The 17108-nt window shown below is 69.5% G+C and carries 18 protein-coding genes; 1 reads left to right on the top strand and 17 read right to left on the bottom strand.

Features of this window, described 5'->3' with window-relative positions; genetic code table 11:
- Positions 1 to 58: 58 nt before the first annotated feature.
- The 11 genes from ACS04_RS14360 to ACS04_RS14310 form a co-directional block, all read right to left on the bottom strand.
- The gene (locus tag ACS04_RS14360; RefSeq protein WP_048476966.1) at positions 59 to 964 is read right to left on the bottom strand and encodes a diacylglycerol kinase; all 906 of its coding nucleotides are present in this window, start codon (positions 962 to 964) and stop codon (positions 59 to 61) included.
- Between the two features lie 17 nt (positions 965 to 981).
- Positions 982 to 1944, bottom strand: coding sequence for a twin-arginine translocase subunit TatC (gene tatC, locus ACS04_RS14355; RefSeq protein ID WP_048476965.1), 963 nt, complete (start codon positions 1942 to 1944; stop codon positions 982 to 984).
- 73 nt (positions 1945 to 2017) lie between these two features.
- Positions 2018 to 2314, bottom strand: coding sequence for a Sec-independent protein translocase subunit TatA (gene tatA / locus ACS04_RS14350; protein WP_048476964.1), 297 nt, complete (start codon positions 2312 to 2314; stop codon positions 2018 to 2020).
- A 215-nt stretch (positions 2315 to 2529) separates the two neighbouring features.
- Positions 2530 to 2730 (bottom strand): hypothetical protein, encoded by a 201-nt coding sequence (locus tag ACS04_RS14345; RefSeq protein ID WP_048476963.1) that lies wholly within the window; start codon positions 2728 to 2730, stop codon positions 2530 to 2532.
- A 26-nt stretch (positions 2731 to 2756) separates the two neighbouring features.
- Positions 2757 to 3011 (bottom strand): CpXC domain-containing protein, encoded by a 255-nt coding sequence (locus ACS04_RS14340; protein WP_078864752.1) that lies wholly within the window; start codon positions 3009 to 3011, stop codon positions 2757 to 2759.
- 113 nt (positions 3012 to 3124) lie between these two features.
- A complete protein-coding gene (locus ACS04_RS14335) occupies positions 3125 to 4093 on the bottom strand; it encodes a helix-turn-helix transcriptional regulator (protein WP_048476961.1) in 969 nt (322 codons plus the stop codon).
- 127 nt (positions 4094 to 4220) lie between these two features.
- Positions 4221 to 5177 (bottom strand): helix-turn-helix transcriptional regulator, encoded by a 957-nt coding sequence (locus tag ACS04_RS14330; protein ID WP_048476960.1) that lies wholly within the window; start codon positions 5175 to 5177, stop codon positions 4221 to 4223.
- Positions 5178 to 5332: 155 nt separating this feature from the next.
- A complete protein-coding gene (locus ACS04_RS14325) occupies positions 5333 to 5710 on the bottom strand; it encodes an FKBP-type peptidyl-prolyl cis-trans isomerase (protein ID WP_048476959.1) in 378 nt (125 codons plus the stop codon).
- A 42-nt stretch (positions 5711 to 5752) separates the two neighbouring features.
- A complete protein-coding gene (locus tag ACS04_RS14320) occupies positions 5753 to 6691 on the bottom strand; it encodes an FKBP-type peptidyl-prolyl cis-trans isomerase (protein WP_048476958.1) in 939 nt (312 codons plus the stop codon).
- Between the two features lie 104 nt (positions 6692 to 6795).
- On the bottom strand, positions 6796 to 8157 hold the full coding sequence (gene pafA / locus ACS04_RS14315) for a Pup--protein ligase (protein WP_030157196.1): 1362 nt from the start codon (positions 8155 to 8157) through the stop codon (positions 6796 to 6798).
- Between the two features lie 58 nt (positions 8158 to 8215).
- On the bottom strand, positions 8216 to 9526 hold the full coding sequence (locus ACS04_RS14310) for an MFS transporter (protein ID WP_078864751.1): 1311 nt from the start codon (positions 9524 to 9526) through the stop codon (positions 8216 to 8218).
- A 113-nt stretch (positions 9527 to 9639) separates the two neighbouring features.
- Between ACS04_RS14310 and ACS04_RS14305 the strand changes: the two genes are divergently transcribed.
- A complete protein-coding gene (locus tag ACS04_RS14305; protein ID WP_078864749.1) occupies positions 9640 to 10638 on the top strand; it encodes a LacI family DNA-binding transcriptional regulator in 999 nt (332 codons plus the stop codon).
- 55 nt (positions 10639 to 10693) lie between these two features.
- Here ACS04_RS14305 and prcA read toward each other — a convergent pair whose 3' ends face one another.
- The 6 genes from prcA to arc all read right to left on the bottom strand — a co-directional run bounded on the left by prcA (position 10694) and on the right by arc (position 16844).
- Positions 10694 to 11458, bottom strand: a complete 765-nt coding sequence (gene prcA / locus ACS04_RS14300) for a proteasome subunit alpha (protein ID WP_078864747.1) — start codon at positions 11456 to 11458, stop codon at positions 10694 to 10696.
- Between the two features lie 40 nt (positions 11459 to 11498).
- Positions 11499 to 12338 carry a proteasome subunit beta gene (gene prcB / locus ACS04_RS14295; protein WP_048476955.1) on the bottom strand — a complete coding sequence of 280 codons (840 nt, stop codon included), beginning with the start codon at positions 12336 to 12338 and terminating at the stop codon, positions 11499 to 11501.
- Positions 12290 to 12889, bottom strand: coding sequence for an endonuclease VII domain-containing protein (locus ACS04_RS14290; protein WP_398023758.1), 600 nt, complete (start codon positions 12887 to 12889; stop codon positions 12290 to 12292). Before ACS04_RS14290 ends, prcB begins: the two co-directional genes overlap by 49 nt.
- A gap of 48 nt (positions 12890 to 12937) precedes the next feature.
- Positions 12938 to 13150 carry a ubiquitin-like protein Pup gene (locus ACS04_RS14285; RefSeq protein WP_030233608.1) on the bottom strand — a complete coding sequence of 71 codons (213 nt, stop codon included), beginning with the start codon at positions 13148 to 13150 and terminating at the stop codon, positions 12938 to 12940.
- 170 nt (positions 13151 to 13320) lie between these two features.
- Positions 13321 to 14832 carry a depupylase/deamidase Dop gene (gene dop / locus ACS04_RS14280; protein WP_048476954.1) on the bottom strand — a complete coding sequence of 504 codons (1512 nt, stop codon included), beginning with the start codon at positions 14830 to 14832 and terminating at the stop codon, positions 13321 to 13323.
- 245 nt (positions 14833 to 15077) lie between these two features.
- Positions 15078 to 16844 carry a proteasome ATPase gene (gene arc, locus ACS04_RS14275; protein WP_048477016.1) on the bottom strand — a complete coding sequence of 589 codons (1767 nt, stop codon included), beginning with the start codon at positions 16842 to 16844 and terminating at the stop codon, positions 15078 to 15080.
- Between the last annotated feature and the right edge of the window lie 264 nt (positions 16845 to 17108).

Here is a 17108-nt window from a genome sequence, read left to right as displayed (position 1 = left end):
TCGCCCCTGACAACAGTCGCGATCATTTATACGGACCGCGCGGCCGCCGCCACCGCCCCTACACCAGGAGCCGCACGGCCCCGGGGACGCACCGCGCGGTCACCGGCAGCGCTCCCAGCGGCTCGCCGTCGGCGTACGCGGTGATCCCCGCGGCCTCCAGGGTGACCTTCGCGGCCCGGTGGACGGCCACCTTCGGGTGGCCCAGGTGCGTCCCCTTGTAGACCTGCGGAAACACCTTCAGCAGGGTGGTCCGGCTGCAGTCGCCCACGATCACGACGTCGAAGAGCCCGTCGTCCGGGACGGCGTCCGCGCAGATGCGCATGCCCCCGCCGTACGAGGAGCTGTTGCCGACGGCCACCAGCGTGGCCTCGGTCTCGATCACCGGGCCGTCGTCGAGGGTGATCCGGTACGGGAACGGCCGGAAGGAGGCGAGCTCCGCCAGGATCGCCAGGTCGTACTTGAACCGGCCGGCCGGCAGCCGCATCCGGTTGCCGCGGTCGTTGACCCGCGAGTCGAAGCCGGAGCACAGCACGGTCCCGTACCAGGCCTCCGCCCGGCCCGGGGCCCCCGCCAGCAGGCCGAGGTCCACCTCGCGGATCCGCCCCTCCTTGAGCGCCGCGGCGGCCAGCCGCCCCGCCCGGGCGGGCTCCCGTACGGGCAGCCCCAGGGCCCGCGCGAAATCGTTCCCGGTGCCCGCGGCGACCACCCCGAGCGGCACCAGCGTCCCGGCCAGCGCCTGCAGGGCCAGGGAGACCACCCCGTCACCGCCCACCGCGATCACCGCCCCGGTGCCCTCCCGGACGGCGGTGCGCAGCCGGGCCAGCGCGTCCGCGGCGTCGGCGCCGAGGACCGTCCGCACGGAGAATCCCGCGGCCCGCAACGCGGAAGCGGCCGGCTGCGCGGCGTGCGCGCCCCGGCCGCGTCCCGCGGTGGGATTGACGAAGAGGGTGATCTCAGCGGTCACTCACGGGAATGTACCTGTCAGGTCGCGTCGTCGTAACCGTTGATCTGCCGACGCCCGCCGTCGGCCTGCTCGGGCAGGGCGGTCGGTGCCTGGACGGGCTCCATCTCGCCGATCGGGGCGGGCGTGAGGTCCAGCTCCGAGGCCTCGTCGTCGTCGAGCAGTGCGTCCGGGTTGCCGCGGCGCCGCCTGCGGTCGTTGACCAGGCAGATCCCGAGGGCGATGAAGTAGAGGGCGACGATCGGCGCGGCCAGCGACATCATCGTCAGCGGGTCACCGGTGGGCGTGGCGAACGCCGCGAAGATCGTGATGCCCAGCACCATGGCCCGCCACCAGCTCGCCAGCCGCTTCGCGGTCAGGACCCCGGTGAAGTTGAGGAGGATCAGCAGCAGCGGCAGCTCGAAGGCGAGGCCGAAGACGATGACCATGCGCGTGACCAGGTCGAGGTAGTCGTCGACCGGCAGCAGGTTGCGCGCGTTGTCCGGGGTGAACTCGAGCAGGATCGTCGCGGTCTGCGGCAGCAGCTTGTACGCGAGCACCCCGCCCGCGGCGAACAGCGGAGCGCCGACGGCCACGAAGCCGACCGCGTAGCGCTTCTCGTGGTTGTGCAGGCCCGGGGCGACGAATGCCCACAGCTGGTAGAGCCACACCGGCGCCGAGAGCACCACACCGGCGGTGAGCGACACCTTGAGGGCGATCGAGAACGGGGCGATGAGGCCGTTCACGGTCATGTCGGCGCAGGGCCGGCCGTTGCGCTGCGAGACCACCCCGTTGGTGCAGCCGACGGAGTCCAGCATCGGCTTCAGCATGAAGTCGATCAGGTCCTTGTAGTAGAACGCCGCCACGATGGTGATCACGAGGATCGCCAGGACCGACTTCAGCAGGCGGTTTCTCAGCTCACGCAGGTGCTCGACAAGAGGCATCCGCCCTTCGGCGTCCTTGCCCTTGCCTTGCTTCTCCTGCTTGCGGGCAGACTTGAGCAACCCACGTCCCTTGTCTCGTTGCAGATGACCGGCGTGATCCGGGCCGCGGGCGGACAGCCCGGCGGCCGGGCGATCAGCCCTGGGTGGTGTGGTTCGGCTCGGTGACCGGACGCGAGCCCGTCACGTCGCCGGGGGCGGCCTTGATCGTGCGCGGGGCGGCGGCCTGCTGCGGGGCCTGGTCGGCGACCGTCGCGGCGGCGGCGTTGTCCTCCGCCGCGCTCTCCGCCTTCATGGCCTTGGCCTCGCTCTTGAGGATGCGGGCCGACTTGCCGAGGGAGCGCGCCATGTCGGGGAGCTTCTTGGCACCGAACAGCAGGAAGATCACGGCGATGATCAGGAGGATCTCAAGAGGCTTCAGATTGCCGATCATGTCTGACTTCCTTCTCACCGGAACGGCTGGTTGTGGGGTAGGCGGCCGCGGATGCTGATCCGTGGCCGCTCAGGCAAGGATCGTAACCCCCGGGGGTTAACGCCCGGCAATCCCCGGGGGTATCCCGCCTTGCGTGCGGCTGGGACCGACGGTACGGCTCGCGACCCGCACTTTCCAGAGACCTGCGGGCCATGATCCTGCGGTTTGTACCGTTTTCACGTGCGGGCGGCGCCGCCCGCACGCGCCAGGTCGCCCGCCGCGCGCTCCAGCTCCCCCGAGGCGTCCGCGATCCGCCGGCTGGCCAGCTCGACCTGGCCGGACAGCCGCCGCACCTCCACGAAGACCCGTACGGCGAGGACGGCGAGAACGGCGAGCCCGAGGAAACCCAGGGCGATTGCGAGCATCGGCCACAGCATGGGTCGAGCCTAGGCCACCGGCCGCCTCAGACGCTGCGCAGGGTGCTCACGCCGCCGCCGGTCAGCAGCTCCACGATCCGCTCACCGGCCGGTTTGCGCACCGACGCCCCGCAGGCGGGACAGGTGAACGAGTAGAACGTGGTGCGCCGGCTCCCGCCGATCACCAGCCGCAGGGCCCCGGCGTCCAGCTCGAAGCGGGCCCGGCAGTCCGAACAGGCGGCTTTGAAGGAGACCGGCGGCCCCGCGGCCCGCACCCTCCGTGACCCGGACATTGGCGACATCGCTCGGCGCTCCCCTCAGACCGTCCCTGGCGGACGGCGCGGCTCCCATGCGGAAGGGGCCGTGCCTCCGGCCCCGCCGCCTCCCCTTGCCCAGCCCTGCTCGTACCGCTGCCTCAGCCCTGTTCCCCGTAGCCGGCCAGCGCCTCCCGCGCCGCCTGCCGCGCACTGTCGGCCAGCTCGGCGGGCGCCACGATCAGCCCCTCGCGGCCCAGCCGCAGGGCGAGCCGGCGCAGCGAAGCAGGGTCCGGGCTGCGCAGCGTGATCCGCAGACCGCCGTCGGACAGCTCCTCGGCGCTGTCGTGCGGGTAGTACTCGGCGACCCAGCGGCCGCCCGGTCCGACCTCGACCACGACCTCCGGGTCCTCGGCGGCCGGCTGGACGAGCCCCTCGGACAGGTCGCGCGGCTCGATGGCGGGCGGCTCCGCGCGCTCGTCCAGGAGCCGGATCTCGGCGACCCGGTCGAGGCGGAAGGTGCGCCGGGCCTCGGAGAGGTGGCACCAGCCCTCCATGTAGGTGTGGCCCACCGCGAAGAGCCGGATCGGGTCGACCTTGCGCTCGGTCAGCTCGTCGCGGGCCGGCGAGTAGTACCGCAGCCACAGCCGCCGGCGCTCCGCGATGGCCCGGTCCACGTCCGCGAAGACCCCGCCCTCCGACTCGAAGGTCACCGACAGCCGGGCGCTGGCCCCGGCCGCCTCTCCCGCGGCCGCCTCCAGCTTCGCGGTGGCCCGCAGCAGGGCGTCCCGGTCGCTCTCGCGCAGCCCCGGGAGCGTGGCCACGGCGCGGGCGGCGACCAGCAGCGCGGTCGCCTCGTCGGCGGCCAGGCGCAGCGGCTCGGCGGTGGACTCCCCCGAGGCGTCGGGGTTGCGCCACCAGATGCGCTCCCCGTCGGTGTCGATGTCGAGCAGGTCCCCGCCGCGGAAGCTGGTCCCGCACATGGGCAGCACGTCGAGGTCCGAGATCAGCTCGTCCTCGGTGATCCCGAAGGCGCGGGCGACGTCGGCGACGTGCGCCCCGGGGCGCTCGCGCAGGTACGTCACCAGGGACAGCATCCGGCGGGTCTGGTCGATGGCGTTGGCAGCCATGCTGGTACGTCTCCCCCTCAGGGCACGTCTTGCGGACGTTGCGGTGGTGCGATCGGTGCGGCGGATCGGCCGCCGGACGGGGCGGACCGGGCGGACCGGGCCCGTCCGGTCCGCCGGTGCGGCGGCCTCAGCCCGCGGCCACGGCGCGCAGCCGGTCCACGACGTCCGCCCGCAGGTCGGCGGGGCCCACGACCACCACGTCCGGCCCGAACTCGACGAGCCAGGCGTCGAGCCCGTGCCCGTACGGGATCTCCAGCTCGTCCCAGCCGTCCCCGCCCTCGCGCACGGCGGTGGCCTTGGCCCGCAGCGGGTACCCGGCGCCGCTGCGCAGCCGGATCAGCGCGGAGCGGTCCGCGCTCTCCCCGGCCCAGCTCGCCACGGTCTCCCGCACGGTGACCACGTCCGGCACCTCGGCGGTGTACCCGGCCGACCGGGACTTGACCTTGCCGGTGATCCGGGAGAGCCGGAACACGCGCTCCGCCCCGCGGTCGCGGTCGTATCCGGCCAGGTACCAGTGGCCGCGCCAGCACTCCAGCGCCCACGGCTCCACCTGCCGGGTCTCGGGGCGCGCGGCGGTGGACTTGCGGTAGTCGAAGACCACCGGCCGGCGGTCGCGGCAGGCCAGCATCAGCGGCTCGAAAGCCGCCTCGTGGACCGGGATGCGCGGCTCGATGGCACTGTGCTGGCCCTCGTACGGGTCCCCCGCCTCGGGCATCCCGCCCGCGCGCAGCTTCTGCAGGGCGCCGCTGGCCGCTCCGGCGAGGCGCGCCTGCTGCCAGACCTTCGCCGCGAGCCCCAGGGCCGCGGCCTCCTCGGCGTCGAGGGAGACGGGCGGCAGCCGGTTGCTGTCGCGGCGGGCGAGGTAGCCGGTCTCGCCCTCCAGGTTCTCCACCGTCTCGATGACCAGGCCGAGTTCACGCAGATCGTCCTTGTCCCGCTCGAACATGCGGTTGAACGACTCGTCGTTGCCGGCTTCCATGTACGCCTCGATGGAACCGCGCAGCTCGCGCTTGCTGAGCGGCCGGCGGGTCCCCAGCAGACACAGCGCCAGATTCATCAGCCGCTCGGCCTTGGCAATCGCCATCGACGCCCTTCCGCCCTTCTCCGCCCACACGTTGCACCCACGGCACGCAGGACACGCCCCGTGACCGCTGACCGTACCGCCCCGGCGGGCCCCGGCAAAAGTGAGGGCCCCCGCCTGACGGCGGGGGCCCTCGCTACCGATCGGAGGTCGTCGGATCAGACGCCCATCAGGTCGCAGACGAAGATCAGCGTCTCGCCCGGCTTGATCGCGGGGGTCGGGCTGTTGTCGCCGTACGCCAGGTGCGCCGGGATGACCAGCTTGCGCCGGCCGCCGACCTTCATGCCCTGGACGCCCTGGTCCCAGCCGGAGATGACCTGACCGATGCCCAGGATGAACTGCAGCGGGGCGCCACGGTTCCAGGAGGCGTCGAACTCCTCACCGGTGGAATAGGACACGCCCACGTAGTGGACGGAGACCTTCTTGCCGGCCTCGGCCACCGGTCCGTCGCCCTCCCAGATGTCCTCGATGACCAGGTCGGTCGGGACCGGGAAGTCCGGGAAGTCGATCTCGGGCTTTTCGAGCTGGTTGCTCACGGAACTGCTCCTCAGAACTGAATCAGGTCAACCCGGACAGTCTTACATCACGGCGAGGATGTCGAGGCTGAAGACCAGCGTCGAGTTAGCCGGGATGGTGCCCGTCTCCTTGTCGCCGAAGCCCTGGTCCGGCGGGATGACCAGGAGGATCCGGCTGCCGACCTTCTTGCCGGTCAGGCCCTCCTTGAGCCCCTTGACCGAGAGCTGGTCCATCGGCCAGGTCACCGTCTGGTCCGTGGCGTACGTGCTTTCGAAGGTCTTGTCGTCCTTCCACGTCTTGCCGTTGAACTTGACCACGACGCTGTCGGTGTCCTTGACGGCCGGGCCGTCACCCTCCAGCACGTAGTTCGAGACCAGCTTCGCCGGCGGCGCCACGTCCTTCGGAACGGTCACGGAGACTTCCTTGCCGTCCGTGTTCGTACCGATCTTCGGCAGGTCCTTGTCGTCCTGCGCGACCTCCTTGCCCTTGGCCGAGGCCGGGACCGAGGTGCCCTTGACGATGTCCACCACGAAGACCAGCGTGGCGTTCGGCTTGATCTTGTCGCCGGAGCCCTTCTCCCCGTAACCGAGGTCCGGCGGGATCACCAGCTCCAGGCGGCTGCCGACCTTCTTGCCCTCAAGGCCTTGGTCCCAGCCCTTGATGACCATTCCGGCACCGATGGTCACCTCGAACGGCTTGCCCTTGCCGAAGCTCTGGTCGAACGGCTCCTTGCCGTCCCAGACCTGACCGAGGTAGTTGACCTGGGCGACATCGCCCTTCTTCAGCACCGGGCCGTCGCCCTCGCTGACGGTCACGACCTTCAGTTCCTTCGGCGGGTCCCCCTTGCCCTTCGACAGGGTCGGGGTCTCACCGAACTTGGCACCCTTCGTGATCGCGGGCGCCCCGTTCTTCATCTCGGCAGAATCGGAGCCGCTGTCGCCACACGCTGCTGTCGACAGCAGCAGAAGGGGTACGACAAGCAGGCCGGCAAGTCGGCGCACGTGTTCCTCAGATCTCAGACGGCGGTGCGGTCGACGCCACTCTAAGGCGTGGGCCGGGCCCCGTACGAGATCCGTACGGGGCCCGGCCCAAGATCAGCGGGATCTCACATCCCCGCGATCAACTTCTCCACCCGGTCGTCCACCGACCGGAACGGGTCCTTGCACAGCACGGTCCGCTGCGCCTGGTCGTTCAGCTTCAGGTGCACCCAGTCGACCGTGAAGTCCCGCCGCTGCTCCTGCGCCCGGCGGATGAAATCGCCGCGCAGCCGCGCCCGCGTCGTCTGCGGGGGCACCGACTTGCCCTCGAAGATCTTGAGGTCGTTGCAGATCCGCGCCGCCTGCCCCTTGCGCTCCAGCAGGTAGTACAGCCCGCGCCGGCGGTGGATGTCGTGGTACGCGAGGTCTATCTGGGCCACCCGCGGGTTCGACATGGTCATGCCGTGCTTGGCACGGTACCGCTCGATCAGCTGGTACTTCATGACCCAATCGATCTCGGTCCCGATCCGGTCCAGGTCCTCCGCGTCGATCGCGTCGAGCGTGCGGCCCCACAGCTCCAGCACCTGGTCCACGGTGCCGGTACGGATCCCGCGCCGCTCGGCGAAGTCCACGGCCTTGTCGTAGTACTCCCGCTGGATCTCCAGCGCCGAGGCCTCGCGCCCGCTCGCCAGCCGCACCTTGCGCTGACCCGTGATGTCGTGGCTGACCTCGCGGATCGCCCGGATCGGGTTCTCCAGGGTCAGGTCCCGCATCACCGTGCCCGCCTCGATCATGCGCAGCACCAGGTCGGTGGCCCCGACCTTGAGCAGCATGGTCGTCTCGGACATGTTCGAGTCCCCGACGATCACGTGCAGGCGGCGGTAGCGCTCCGCGTCCGCGTGCGGCTCGTCCCGGGTGTTGATGATCGGCCGCGACCGGGTCGTCGCCGAACTGACACCCTCCCAGATGTGCTCGGCCCGCTGGCTCACGCAGTAGACCGCACCCCGGGGGGTCTGCAGCACCTTGCCCGCACCACAGATCAGCTGACGCGTGACCAGGAACGGAATGAGGATGTCCGCCAAGCGGGAGAATTCCCCGTGCCGGGCCACCAGATAGTTCTCGTGGCAACCGTACGAGTTGCCCGCCGAGTCGGTGTTGTTCTTGAAGAGATAGACGTCGCCCGCGATTCCCTCCTCGTGCAGGCGGCGTTCGGCGTCGACGAGCAGACCTTCGAGAATGCGCTCGCCCGCCTTGTCGTGCGTGACGAGTTCCGTCACGTTGTCGCATTCGGGAGTTGCATATTCCGGATGCGAACCCACGTCGAGGTACAGGCGGGCGCCGTTCCGCAGGAAGACATTGCTGCTGCGGCCCCATGACACAACACGGCGGAAGAGGTAGCGCGCCACTTCGTCAGGAGACAGTCGGCGCTGTCCCCTGAACGTGCACGTGACGCCGTACTCGTTCTCCAGCCCGAAAATGCGGCGGTCCATGACTGAACATTACGCCTTCCGCACTGTTCTGAAACCGGGTTCGTGAACGCCGTTTCGATCAGTTCCCGACGAACCGCTCCGCCGGACCCTCCACCGCGCCCCCGCCCGCACCCCCGTCCACGTCCCCGTCCGCACCCGCGGCCCCACCCGCCGCGGGGCCCGCAGCAGAGCCCGACACCGTACGGGCCCGGCCCGGAGCCGCCAGCACCCGCTGAGTGACCGTCAGCACCAGCAGCGCCGCGGCCCCCGCGACACTCGCCACGGCAAACCCGCTCGCCGTACCCCCCAGTTCCACCGCCGGGCCCGCCGCTGCCGTACCGATCGCCGCACCCACCCCGAAGAACGTCACCAGCCACGAGAACGCCTCCGTCACCGTCCCCGCCGGCGCGTGCCGGTCCACCACGATGAACGCACACGCCAGCGCCGGCGCCAGGAACACACCCGCCAGCGCCGCCAGCCCCGCCATCGCCACCGGACCCGGGACCAGCATCAGCGGCAGATAGCAGACCGCCAGCAGCGCCACCAGCAGCCGCAGCCGCCGCTCCGGCGCCCCCGCCCACTGCCGCGCCCCGTACGTCACCCCGCCGGCCAGCGCCCCCAGACCCAGCGCCGCCATCAGCCAGCCGTACACCGCCTGGTTCCCGTGATCATCCGCATACGCCACACCCGCCACCGTGATCGAACCCAGCGCCCCGCCCACGAAGAAGAACGAACCCAGCAGCGCCAGCAGCCCCGGCGAACGCAGCGCGCCCAGCCAGTGCGCCTCCCGCGGCTCCGAACGCCACGTCCGCGACGGCTCCGACACCACCACCGACAGCGCCCCCAGCACACCGATGGCATTGATCACCAACAGCGCGGCCGCCGGATCCCACAGCGCCACGAACAGCGTCACCAGCAGCGGACCGACCGTGAACATGACCTCCTGCGCCACCGCGTCCATCGCGTACGCGGCGTGCACCCGCTCCTCCCTGCCGCCGAGCACACCCGGCCACAGCGCCCGCAGCCCGCCCTCCAGCGGAGGAGTGAACAGCCCCGCCACCACCACGGCCCCGTACGCCGCCCACGCCGACCCGGTACCCGCCACCGCCAGCCACACCATGCCCAGCGCCGACACCACCGCCGCCGGCAACTGCACCCGCGGCTGCCCGAACAGGTCCACGGCCCGCCCCAGCAACGGCTGCCCCACCGCGTTCGCCAGCCCGTACACCGCCGCCAGCGCGCCCGCCAGGCTGTAGCTGCCGCCCTCCGCCCGGGTGAACAGCACGATCGCGATCGGCCCGGTACCGTTCGGCAGCCGGCCCACCAGCGTGCCCACCAGCAGCCTCGCGGCGTGCCGGGTCCTGAGCAGCTCCGCGTATCCCGCGGCCATGACGGCCCCCTTCTGCCCGGATCCAGCCGGGGTAATACGTATAACGTGACCCGTCATACGTACCATGTCCCCACCACAGGGGTCCACCCGAACAACGCCACCAGGAGCACCGTGTGACGAGACCCACCAGCCGCGACGTGGCCACCGCCGCCGGAGTCTCACAAGCCACCGTCTCCCTCGTCCTCGGCGACAAATGGCGCGGCCGCGTCTCCGAACGCACCGCCGCCCACGTCCGCCACACCGCCACCACCCTCGGCTACCGCCCCAACCTCGCCGCCCGCAACCTCCGCCTCGGCTCCACCCGCACCGCCCTCCTCGTCGTCCCCGCCCTCACCAACGAGTTCTTCGCCCGCGTCTACACCGGCGCCGCCCGCATCGCCGCCGAACACGGCTTCGGCGTCGTCCTCTACCCCTCCCCCGACGGCACCGGCCCCGCCCGAGACCCCTTCCCCTCCGCCAGCACCGCCCTCGACGGCGTCATCGCCTCCTCCATGGCCGCCCACGCCCTCGACGCCATCGGCGGCGACACCGAACTCCCCCTCGTCATGCTCGACAGCGACCCCACCGCCACCCGCGCCAGCGCCCACGTCAACCTCGCCATGGCCGACGGCATGCGACAGATCACCGAACACCTCCTCACCCTCGGCCACCGCCGCATCCTCCACCTCGCCTCCGCCGTCGACTCCTGGACCTTCGACGTCCGCGCCCACGCCCTCGCCGCCCTCCTCCCGCCCCACGCCGAGCTGCGCACCGTACGAGCCCCCCTCACCGTCACCGGGGCCCGCACGGCCATGGAAACCGCCCTCGCAGCCCCCGGAACCCGCCCCACCGCCGTCGTCTGCGACGACGACATCCTCGCCGCCGGCACCTGCAAAGCCGCCCGGCGCCTGGGCCTGCGCATCCCCGAGGACCTCTCCGTCACCGGCTTCGACGACCTCGCCCTCGCCACCGCCGTCGAACCCGAACTCACCACCGTCCACCTCCCCGCCGAACGCGTCGGCGAACAAGGCATGACCGCCCTCCTCGCCGTCCTCGACGGCACCCCCTGGAGCGCCCCCGACCTCCCGGTCGACCTCGTCGTCCGCGCCTCCACCGGCCCGGCCCCCGCCTGACAACACGAAAGCGCCCCCGGCCCGAAGGCCGGGGGCGCTCTTCACACGGGGATCCCTACTCGGAATCGTCCTCGGGAGCCTCGTCGTTCGACACGGCGTCCGCCTGCACCGCCGCCGTCACGTCCGCCTCCAGCAGCCGCGACAACTGCCGCCCCCGGATCCGCTTGAACTTCCGCTGCTGGGCCCGCGTACGGTCCAGCACCGCGACCTCCAGCCGCTCGGCCGGAATCGTCTTGTCCGCACCGTTCGCCTGGCTCGACAGCGCCTGCACCGCCAGCTTCACCGCCTCCGCCAGCGTCATCCCGTCCCGGTGCCGCTGATCCAGGTACGTACTGATCTGCTCGGCATTGCCACCGACCGCGACCGAACCGTGCTCGTCCACGATCGAACCGTCGTGCGGCAGCCGGTAGATCTGGTCACCCGCCGCCGTCGCACCGACCTCGGCCACGACCAGCTCCACCTCGTACGGCTTCTCACCGGCCGACGAGAAGATCGTGCCCAACGTCTGCGCGTAGACGTTCGCCAGCCCACGGGCCGTCACATCGTCACGGTCGTAGGTGTATCCGCGCAGATCGGCATAGCGCACGCCACCGATCCGCAGGTTCTCGTACTCGTTGTACTTGCCGGCGGCCGCGAAGCCGATCCGGTCGTAGATCTCGCTGAACTTGTGCAGCGCGCGCGACGGGTTCTCACCCACGAACACGATGCCGTCGGCGTACTGCAGCACGACAAGGCTGCGACCGCGGGCGATGCCCTTGCGGGCGTATTCCGCCCGGTCGGCCATGGCCTGCTGGGGTGACACATAGAACGGAGTCGACACCGGTTGTCCGTCCCTTTCTTCTGGGCGACGAGAGGAGTGGTCAGAGCAGGGCGGCGCGCGGGCCGTCGGGCTGCTCCAGCCGGCGGTTGGTGACGGTACGGGCGAGCTCCTGCGACTCCTCGTCCGTCAGCCTGCGGAAGCCCTCGTCGGTGATGACCGTGACGATCGGGTAGATGTGGCGGTACAGGTCCGGACCGCCCGTCGCCGAGTCGTCATCGGCGGCGTCGTACAGCGCCTGCACGACCAGGGTGGTGGCCTGCTCCTCCGTCAGGTCGGGGCGGAACAGCTTCTTCATCGAGCCCCGGGCGAAGATCGAACCGGACCCCGTCGCGGCATAACCGTGCTCCTCGGAGCGGCCGCCGGTCACGTCGTAGGAGAAGATCCGGCCCTTCTCCTTGGCCTCGTCGTACCCCGCGAACAGCGGAACGACCGCCAGCCCCTGCATCGCCATGCCCAGATTGCTCCGGATCATGGTGGAGAGCCGGTTGGCCTTGCCCTCCAGGCTGAGGGTCGTCCCCTCCACCTTCTCGAAGTGCTCCAGCTCCAACTGGAACAGCTTGACCATCTCCACGGCCAGACCGGCCGTACCGGCGATGCCCACCGCGGAGTACTCGTCGGCCGGGAACACCTTCTCGATGTCCCGCTGCGCGATCATGTTCCCCATGGTCGCGCGCCGGTCACCGGCCAGCACGACCCCGCCGGGGAAGGTGGCCGCGACGATGGTCGTCCCGTGCGGCGCCTCGACGACGCCCTCGGGCAGCTTCCGGTTGCCCGGCAGCATCTCGGGCGAGTGCGCCCCGAGGAAGTCCATGAACGAAGACGAACCCGGCGTCAGGAAGGCTGCCGGTAGACGCCCTGTGCCGCGATTGTTGGCTTCCACAGGTTTCCTTCCACGTAAGCGGCTGCACGCCGTATGACGTCCGGCCGATCCTTGAACTGTCCCAGTGCCGCGTTACAGCTGAAGCACAGTACGCCTCGGACCTTACCCGTCTGATGATCGTGATCCACGTGCTCTGCCGGACCCGCTTGGCAGATGACGCAGACCCCGCCCTGCGCGGCGATCATCTCGTCGCGCTCCGACTCGGTGATGCCGTAGTGCCGCTTGAAGTACGAGGCCCGATTGCGCTGAGCCCGGCATTCTCGGCAATAGCTGGCCCACCCGTCCGAACTCGTCTTGTTGGGCTCCCACTGCGAGTAAGGCTTGACCTCCCCGCACTGGGGGCACCGTTTATGCCCGGACGGCACGGGGATCTTGACCCGTACCGTCCTCCCCTTCGCCTCTTGCCGCTGCTTGTAGTGCTCGGCCTGGCAATCCCGGCAGTACGCCTGCAGACCGTCCCGCATGGCGCGATTACTCGCGAAGGCGTCGCACGACTGAACGCGCTTACATCGCGAGCAGCGCTTCATGCCTTCAGGCACCGTCTTGGCCACCCAACCCCCCATACCTTCGATTCGAAGGCTAAACGGCCCCGACGAGCCTTACTCGCCACCCTTTTGCACGAATGACCTCACGAAATCCTCGGCGTTCTCTTCCAAGACATCGTCAATCTCGTCAAGTACGGAGTCGACGTCGTCGGAGAGCTTTTCCTGGCGCTCCTTGAGGTCGGTCGATTCCTCGACCGCCGCCTCCTCGACCTCCTCGGTCGAGCGAGTCGCCTTCTGCTGTCCGCCGCCGGTGTCCTTGGTCGCCATGTCTACCTCACCCCGCTCGGTTCGCACGCTCATGTCGAGAGACCCCGGGATCGGGATCTCTCAAGATCAGACCCTATGCCGGACCCTACAAGGAGGGTCCGACATCCGTCCCCGCACTTTCACAACATGCGGCTGCTTTCATGATTCCCTGACCGGAGGCTTTTCAGCCCTCAGTTCCCGCTGAGTACCCGCACCAGGTCCTCCGCCGTGCGGCAGCGGTCCAGGAGCTCCTTCACGTGCTTGCGGGTACCCCGCAGGGGTTCCAGGGTCGGGACCCGCTGGAGGGAGTCGCGGCCCGGGAGGTCGAAGATCACCGAGTCCCACGAGGCCGCGGCCACGTCGTCCGCGTACTGCTCCAGGCACCGGCCCCGGAAGTAGGCCCGGGTGTCCTCCGGCGGCTTGCCCTGGGCCCGCTCCACCGCGGCCTCCTCCACCAGCCGCTTCATCTTGCCGCGGGCCACCAGGCGGTTGTACAGCCCCTTCTCGGGCCGTACGTCCGCGTACTGGAGGTCCACCAGGTGCAGCCGGGCGGCGTCCCAGCCGAGTCCGTCGCGCCTGCGGTAGCCCTCCAGGATCTCTCGCTTGGCGATCCAGTCCAGCTCCCCCGACAGGCTCATCGGGTCGCTCTCCAGCCGGCCCAGCACGTCCTCCCAGCGGACCAGGACGTCCTTGGTCTGCTCGTCCGCGTCCGAGCCGAAACGCTCGTCCACGTACTTCCTGGCCAGCTCGAAGTACTCCATCTGGAGTTGTACGGCGGTCAGGGTGCGCCCGCTGCGCAGCGTGATCAGGTGTTGCAGATCGGGGTCGTGTGAGACCTGGTGCAGGGTCCGGACGGGCTGGTCCACGGCCAGGTCGACGTTGATGAAGGAGTCCTCGATCATGGAGAGGACGAGCGCCGTGGTGCCGAGCTTGAGGTACGTGGAGATCTCGGAGAGGTTGGCGTCGCCGATGATCACGTGCAGGCGGCGGTACTTCTCGGCGTCCGAGTGCGGCTCGTCGCGCGTGTTGATGATGGGCCGCTTGAGCGTGGTCTCCAGGCCGACCTCGACCTCGAAGTAGTCCGCGCGCTGGCTGATCTGGAAGCCGTGCTCGCGGCCGTCCTGACCGATCCCCACGCGTCCGGCGCCGGTGACCACCTGGCGGGAGACGAAGAAGGGGGTCAGGTGGCGCACGATCTCCGAGAAGGGGGTCTCCCGCTTCATCAGGTAGTTCTCGTGCGTGCCGTAGGAGGCGCCCTTGTTGTCGGTGTTGTTCTTGTAGAGGTGGATGGGCTGGGCGCCGGGGAGCTGGGCGGCCCGTACGGCGGCCTCGGCCATGATCCGCTCCCCGGCCTTGTCCCAGAGGACGGCGTCGAGCGGGTTGGTGATCTCCGGGGAGCTGTATTCGGGGTGCGCGTGGTCGACGTAGAGCCGTGCGCCGTTGGTGAGGATGACGTTGGCGAGGCCGATGTCCTCGTCGGTCAGCTGGCTGTTGTCTGCGGCCTCGCGGGCGAGGTCGAAGCCGCGGGCGTCCCGCAGCGGGTTCTCCTCCTCGAAGTCCCAGCGGGCGCGGCGCGCCCGGTGCATCGCCGCCGCGTAGGCGTTGACGATCTGGGACGAGGTGAGCATGGCATTGGCGTTCGGGTGCCCCGGGACGGAGATCCCGTACTCCGTCTCGATTCCCATTACTCGCCGTACGGTCATGCGGCCCTCCTTGCCCGGCGGCGCTCCCGTTCGGGAGCGGCGCTCAAGTACCGCTGGTGCTCCGGTGCGTGTGCGGTGCCCGTCCCCGCACTGCGCGACCGGCGGTACGGAAGAGCCTAGAACCACTCCGCGCCGGTGGGGAGATCATTTCAGTCATTGACTTCACTCCGTCACCGGCTGAAAGCAGTCGGTAAAGCAGTCGGCTGCGGGTGCCCGGGCAGGGCACCCGCAGCCGCCCTGTTCGATCAGAGGTACTGACCGGTGTTCGCCACCGTGTCGATGGAGCGTCCGGTGTCCGCGCCCTGCTTTCCGGTGACGAGTGTGCGGATGAATACGATCCGCTCGCCCTTCTTGCCGGAGATGCGGGCCCAGTCGTCGGGGTTGGTGGTGTTGGGCAGGTCTTCGTTCTCCTTGAACTCGTCCACGCAGGCCTGGAGCAGGTGTGCCACCCGCAGGCCCTTCTGGTTGTGTTCGAGGAAGGCCTTGATCGCCATCTTCTTGGCCCGGTCCACGATGTTCTGGATCATGGCGCCGGAGTTGAAGTCCTTGAAGTAGAGGACTTCCTTGTCGCCGTTGGCGTACGTGACCTCGAGGAAGCGGTTCTCCTCGGTTTCGGCGTACATCTGCTCGACGACGGTCTGGATCATGCTGTGGACGGCGACCTCGGGCGAGCCGGAGTGCTCGGTGAGGTCGTCGGTGTGGAGCGGCAGCGAGGCCTTGAGGTACTTGGCGAAGATGTCCTTCGCCGCTTCGGCGTCGGGGCGCTCGATCTTGATCTTCACGTCGAGCCGGCCGGGGCGCAGGATGGCCGGGTCGATCATGTCCTCGCGGTTGGAGGCGCCGATGACGATGACGTTCTCCAGGCCTTCCACGCCGTCGATCTCGGCGAGCAGCTGGGGGACGATGGTGTTCTCCACGTCCGAGCTGACGCCGGATCCGCGGGTGCGGAAGAGGGATTCCATCTCGTCGAAGAAGACGATGACGGGGGTGCCCTCGCTGGCCTTCTCGCGGGCACGCTGGAAGACGAGGCGGATGTGCCGCTCTGTCTCGCCGACGTACTTGTTGAGGAGTTCGGGGCCCTTGATGTTCAGGAAGTAGGACTTGCCCTGGGCCTGTCCGGTCACTTCGGCGACCTTCTTGGCAAGGGAGTTGGCCACTGCCTTGGCGATGAGCGTCTTGCCGCAGCCGGGGGGGCCGTAGAGCAGGATGCCCTTCGGGGGCCGCAGTTCGTGTTCCTTGAAGAGGTCGGGGTAGAGGTACGGGAGCTCGACCGCGTCGCGGATCAGTTCGATCTGGTCGCCCAGGCCGCCGATCTTGTCGTAGTCGATGTCGGGGACCTCTTCGAGGACCAGGTCCTCGACCTCGCTCTTGGGGACGACCTCGTAGACGTAGCCGGAGCGGGGTTCGAGCAGGAGGGCGTCGCCGGGGCGGATGGTGATGTCCAGGAGCGGCTCGGCGAGCCTCACCACCCTCTCCTCGTCGGTGTGCCCGACCACCAGGGCGCGCTCGCCGTCCTCGAGGATCTCCTTGAGGGTGACGATGTCCCCGGCCCGCTCGAACTCCATGGCCTCGACCACGTTGAGGGCCTCGTTGAGCATGACCTCCTGGCCGCGCCGGAGGTCTTCCGGTTCGACGCTGGGGCTGACGTTCACGCGGAGCTTTCGGCCGCCGGTGAAGATGTCGACGGTGCCGTCTTCGTTGGCCTGAAGGAAGACGCCGAAGCCGGCCGGCGGCTGCGCGAGCCGGTCGACTTCCTCTTTGAGCGCGATGATCTGGTCGCGGGCCTCACGGAGCGTATTTGCCAGTCGCTCGTTTTGCGCGGAGACGCCGGCCAGGTTTGTCTGGAGCTCGACGATCCGCTCTTCGAGAATCCTCGTGTGTCGCGGAGAGTCGGCGAGCTTTCGTCGCAGGACGGCGATTTCCTGCTCGAGATAGGCAACCTGGCCGGCGGGGTCCTCAGACCCTCGCCCCGGCCGGATGCCGCGGTTGATGTCGTCGTCGTGGGCTGCCACGGTCCTCACCTCCTCCAAGGGGAGCTGGACGCTTCCTGACCCTACCTGGGCTGGTGGTGATTGAAACCCCTAGATCACAAAGACGGTAGAGGTGTGTCCGATCTTCACCCTTGCGTACTCCCTCACGCCAAGGAAATACCCACCCATCAACATCGGAAAGCGGCCGGTTGTAAGGTCGAAGTGTTCAACACCCGTCAGGGCCCGCGCGACTTGCCGCGGCTCGTGGCGGAAACGGATCACTGAGCGCAGGGAACGGCAGGAGAT

The sequence above is a fragment of the Streptomyces roseus genome, from assembly GCF_001044425.1.
GTDB classification, from domain to species: domain Bacteria; phylum Actinomycetota; class Actinomycetes; order Streptomycetales; family Streptomycetaceae; genus Streptomyces; species Streptomyces roseus.
Note: the sequence above shows the minus strand (reverse complement) of the source record. Positions and strands in the feature narration are given on the sequence as shown.

What these genes read in the sequence shown, in the direction of transcription:
- pafA (WP_030157196.1), bottom strand. Translation starts at nt 8,157, where the DNA reads ATGGACCGCCGCATTTTCGGGCTGGAGAACGAGTACGGCGTCACGTGC.
- ACS04_RS14285 (WP_030233608.1), bottom strand. Translation starts at nt 13,150, where the DNA reads ATGGCGACCAAGGACACCGGCGGCGGACAGCAGAAGGCGACTCGCTCG.
- ACS04_RS14330 (WP_048476960.1), bottom strand. Translation starts at nt 5,177, where the DNA reads ATGGCGATTGCCAAGGCCGAGCGGCTGATGAATCTGGCGCTGTGTCTG.
- dop (WP_048476954.1), bottom strand. Translation starts at nt 14,832, where the DNA reads ATGACCGTACGGCGAGTAATGGGAATCGAGACGGAGTACGGGATCTCC.
- ACS04_RS14345 (WP_048476963.1), bottom strand. Translation starts at nt 2,730, where the DNA reads ATGCTGTGGCCGATGCTCGCAATCGCCCTGGGTTTCCTCGGGCTCGCC.
- tatA (WP_048476964.1), bottom strand. Translation starts at nt 2,314, where the DNA reads ATGATCGGCAATCTGAAGCCTCTTGAGATCCTCCTGATCATCGCCGTG.
- ACS04_RS14340 (WP_078864752.1), bottom strand. Translation starts at nt 3,011, where the DNA reads ATGTCGCCAATGTCCGGGTCACGGAGGGTGCGGGCCGCGGGGCCGCCG.
- ACS04_RS14335 (WP_048476961.1), bottom strand. Translation starts at nt 4,093, where the DNA reads ATGGCTGCCAACGCCATCGACCAGACCCGCCGGATGCTGTCCCTGGTG.
- ACS04_RS14310 (WP_078864751.1), bottom strand. Translation starts at nt 9,526, where the DNA reads ATGGCCGCGGGATACGCGGAGCTGCTCAGGACCCGGCACGCCGCGAGG.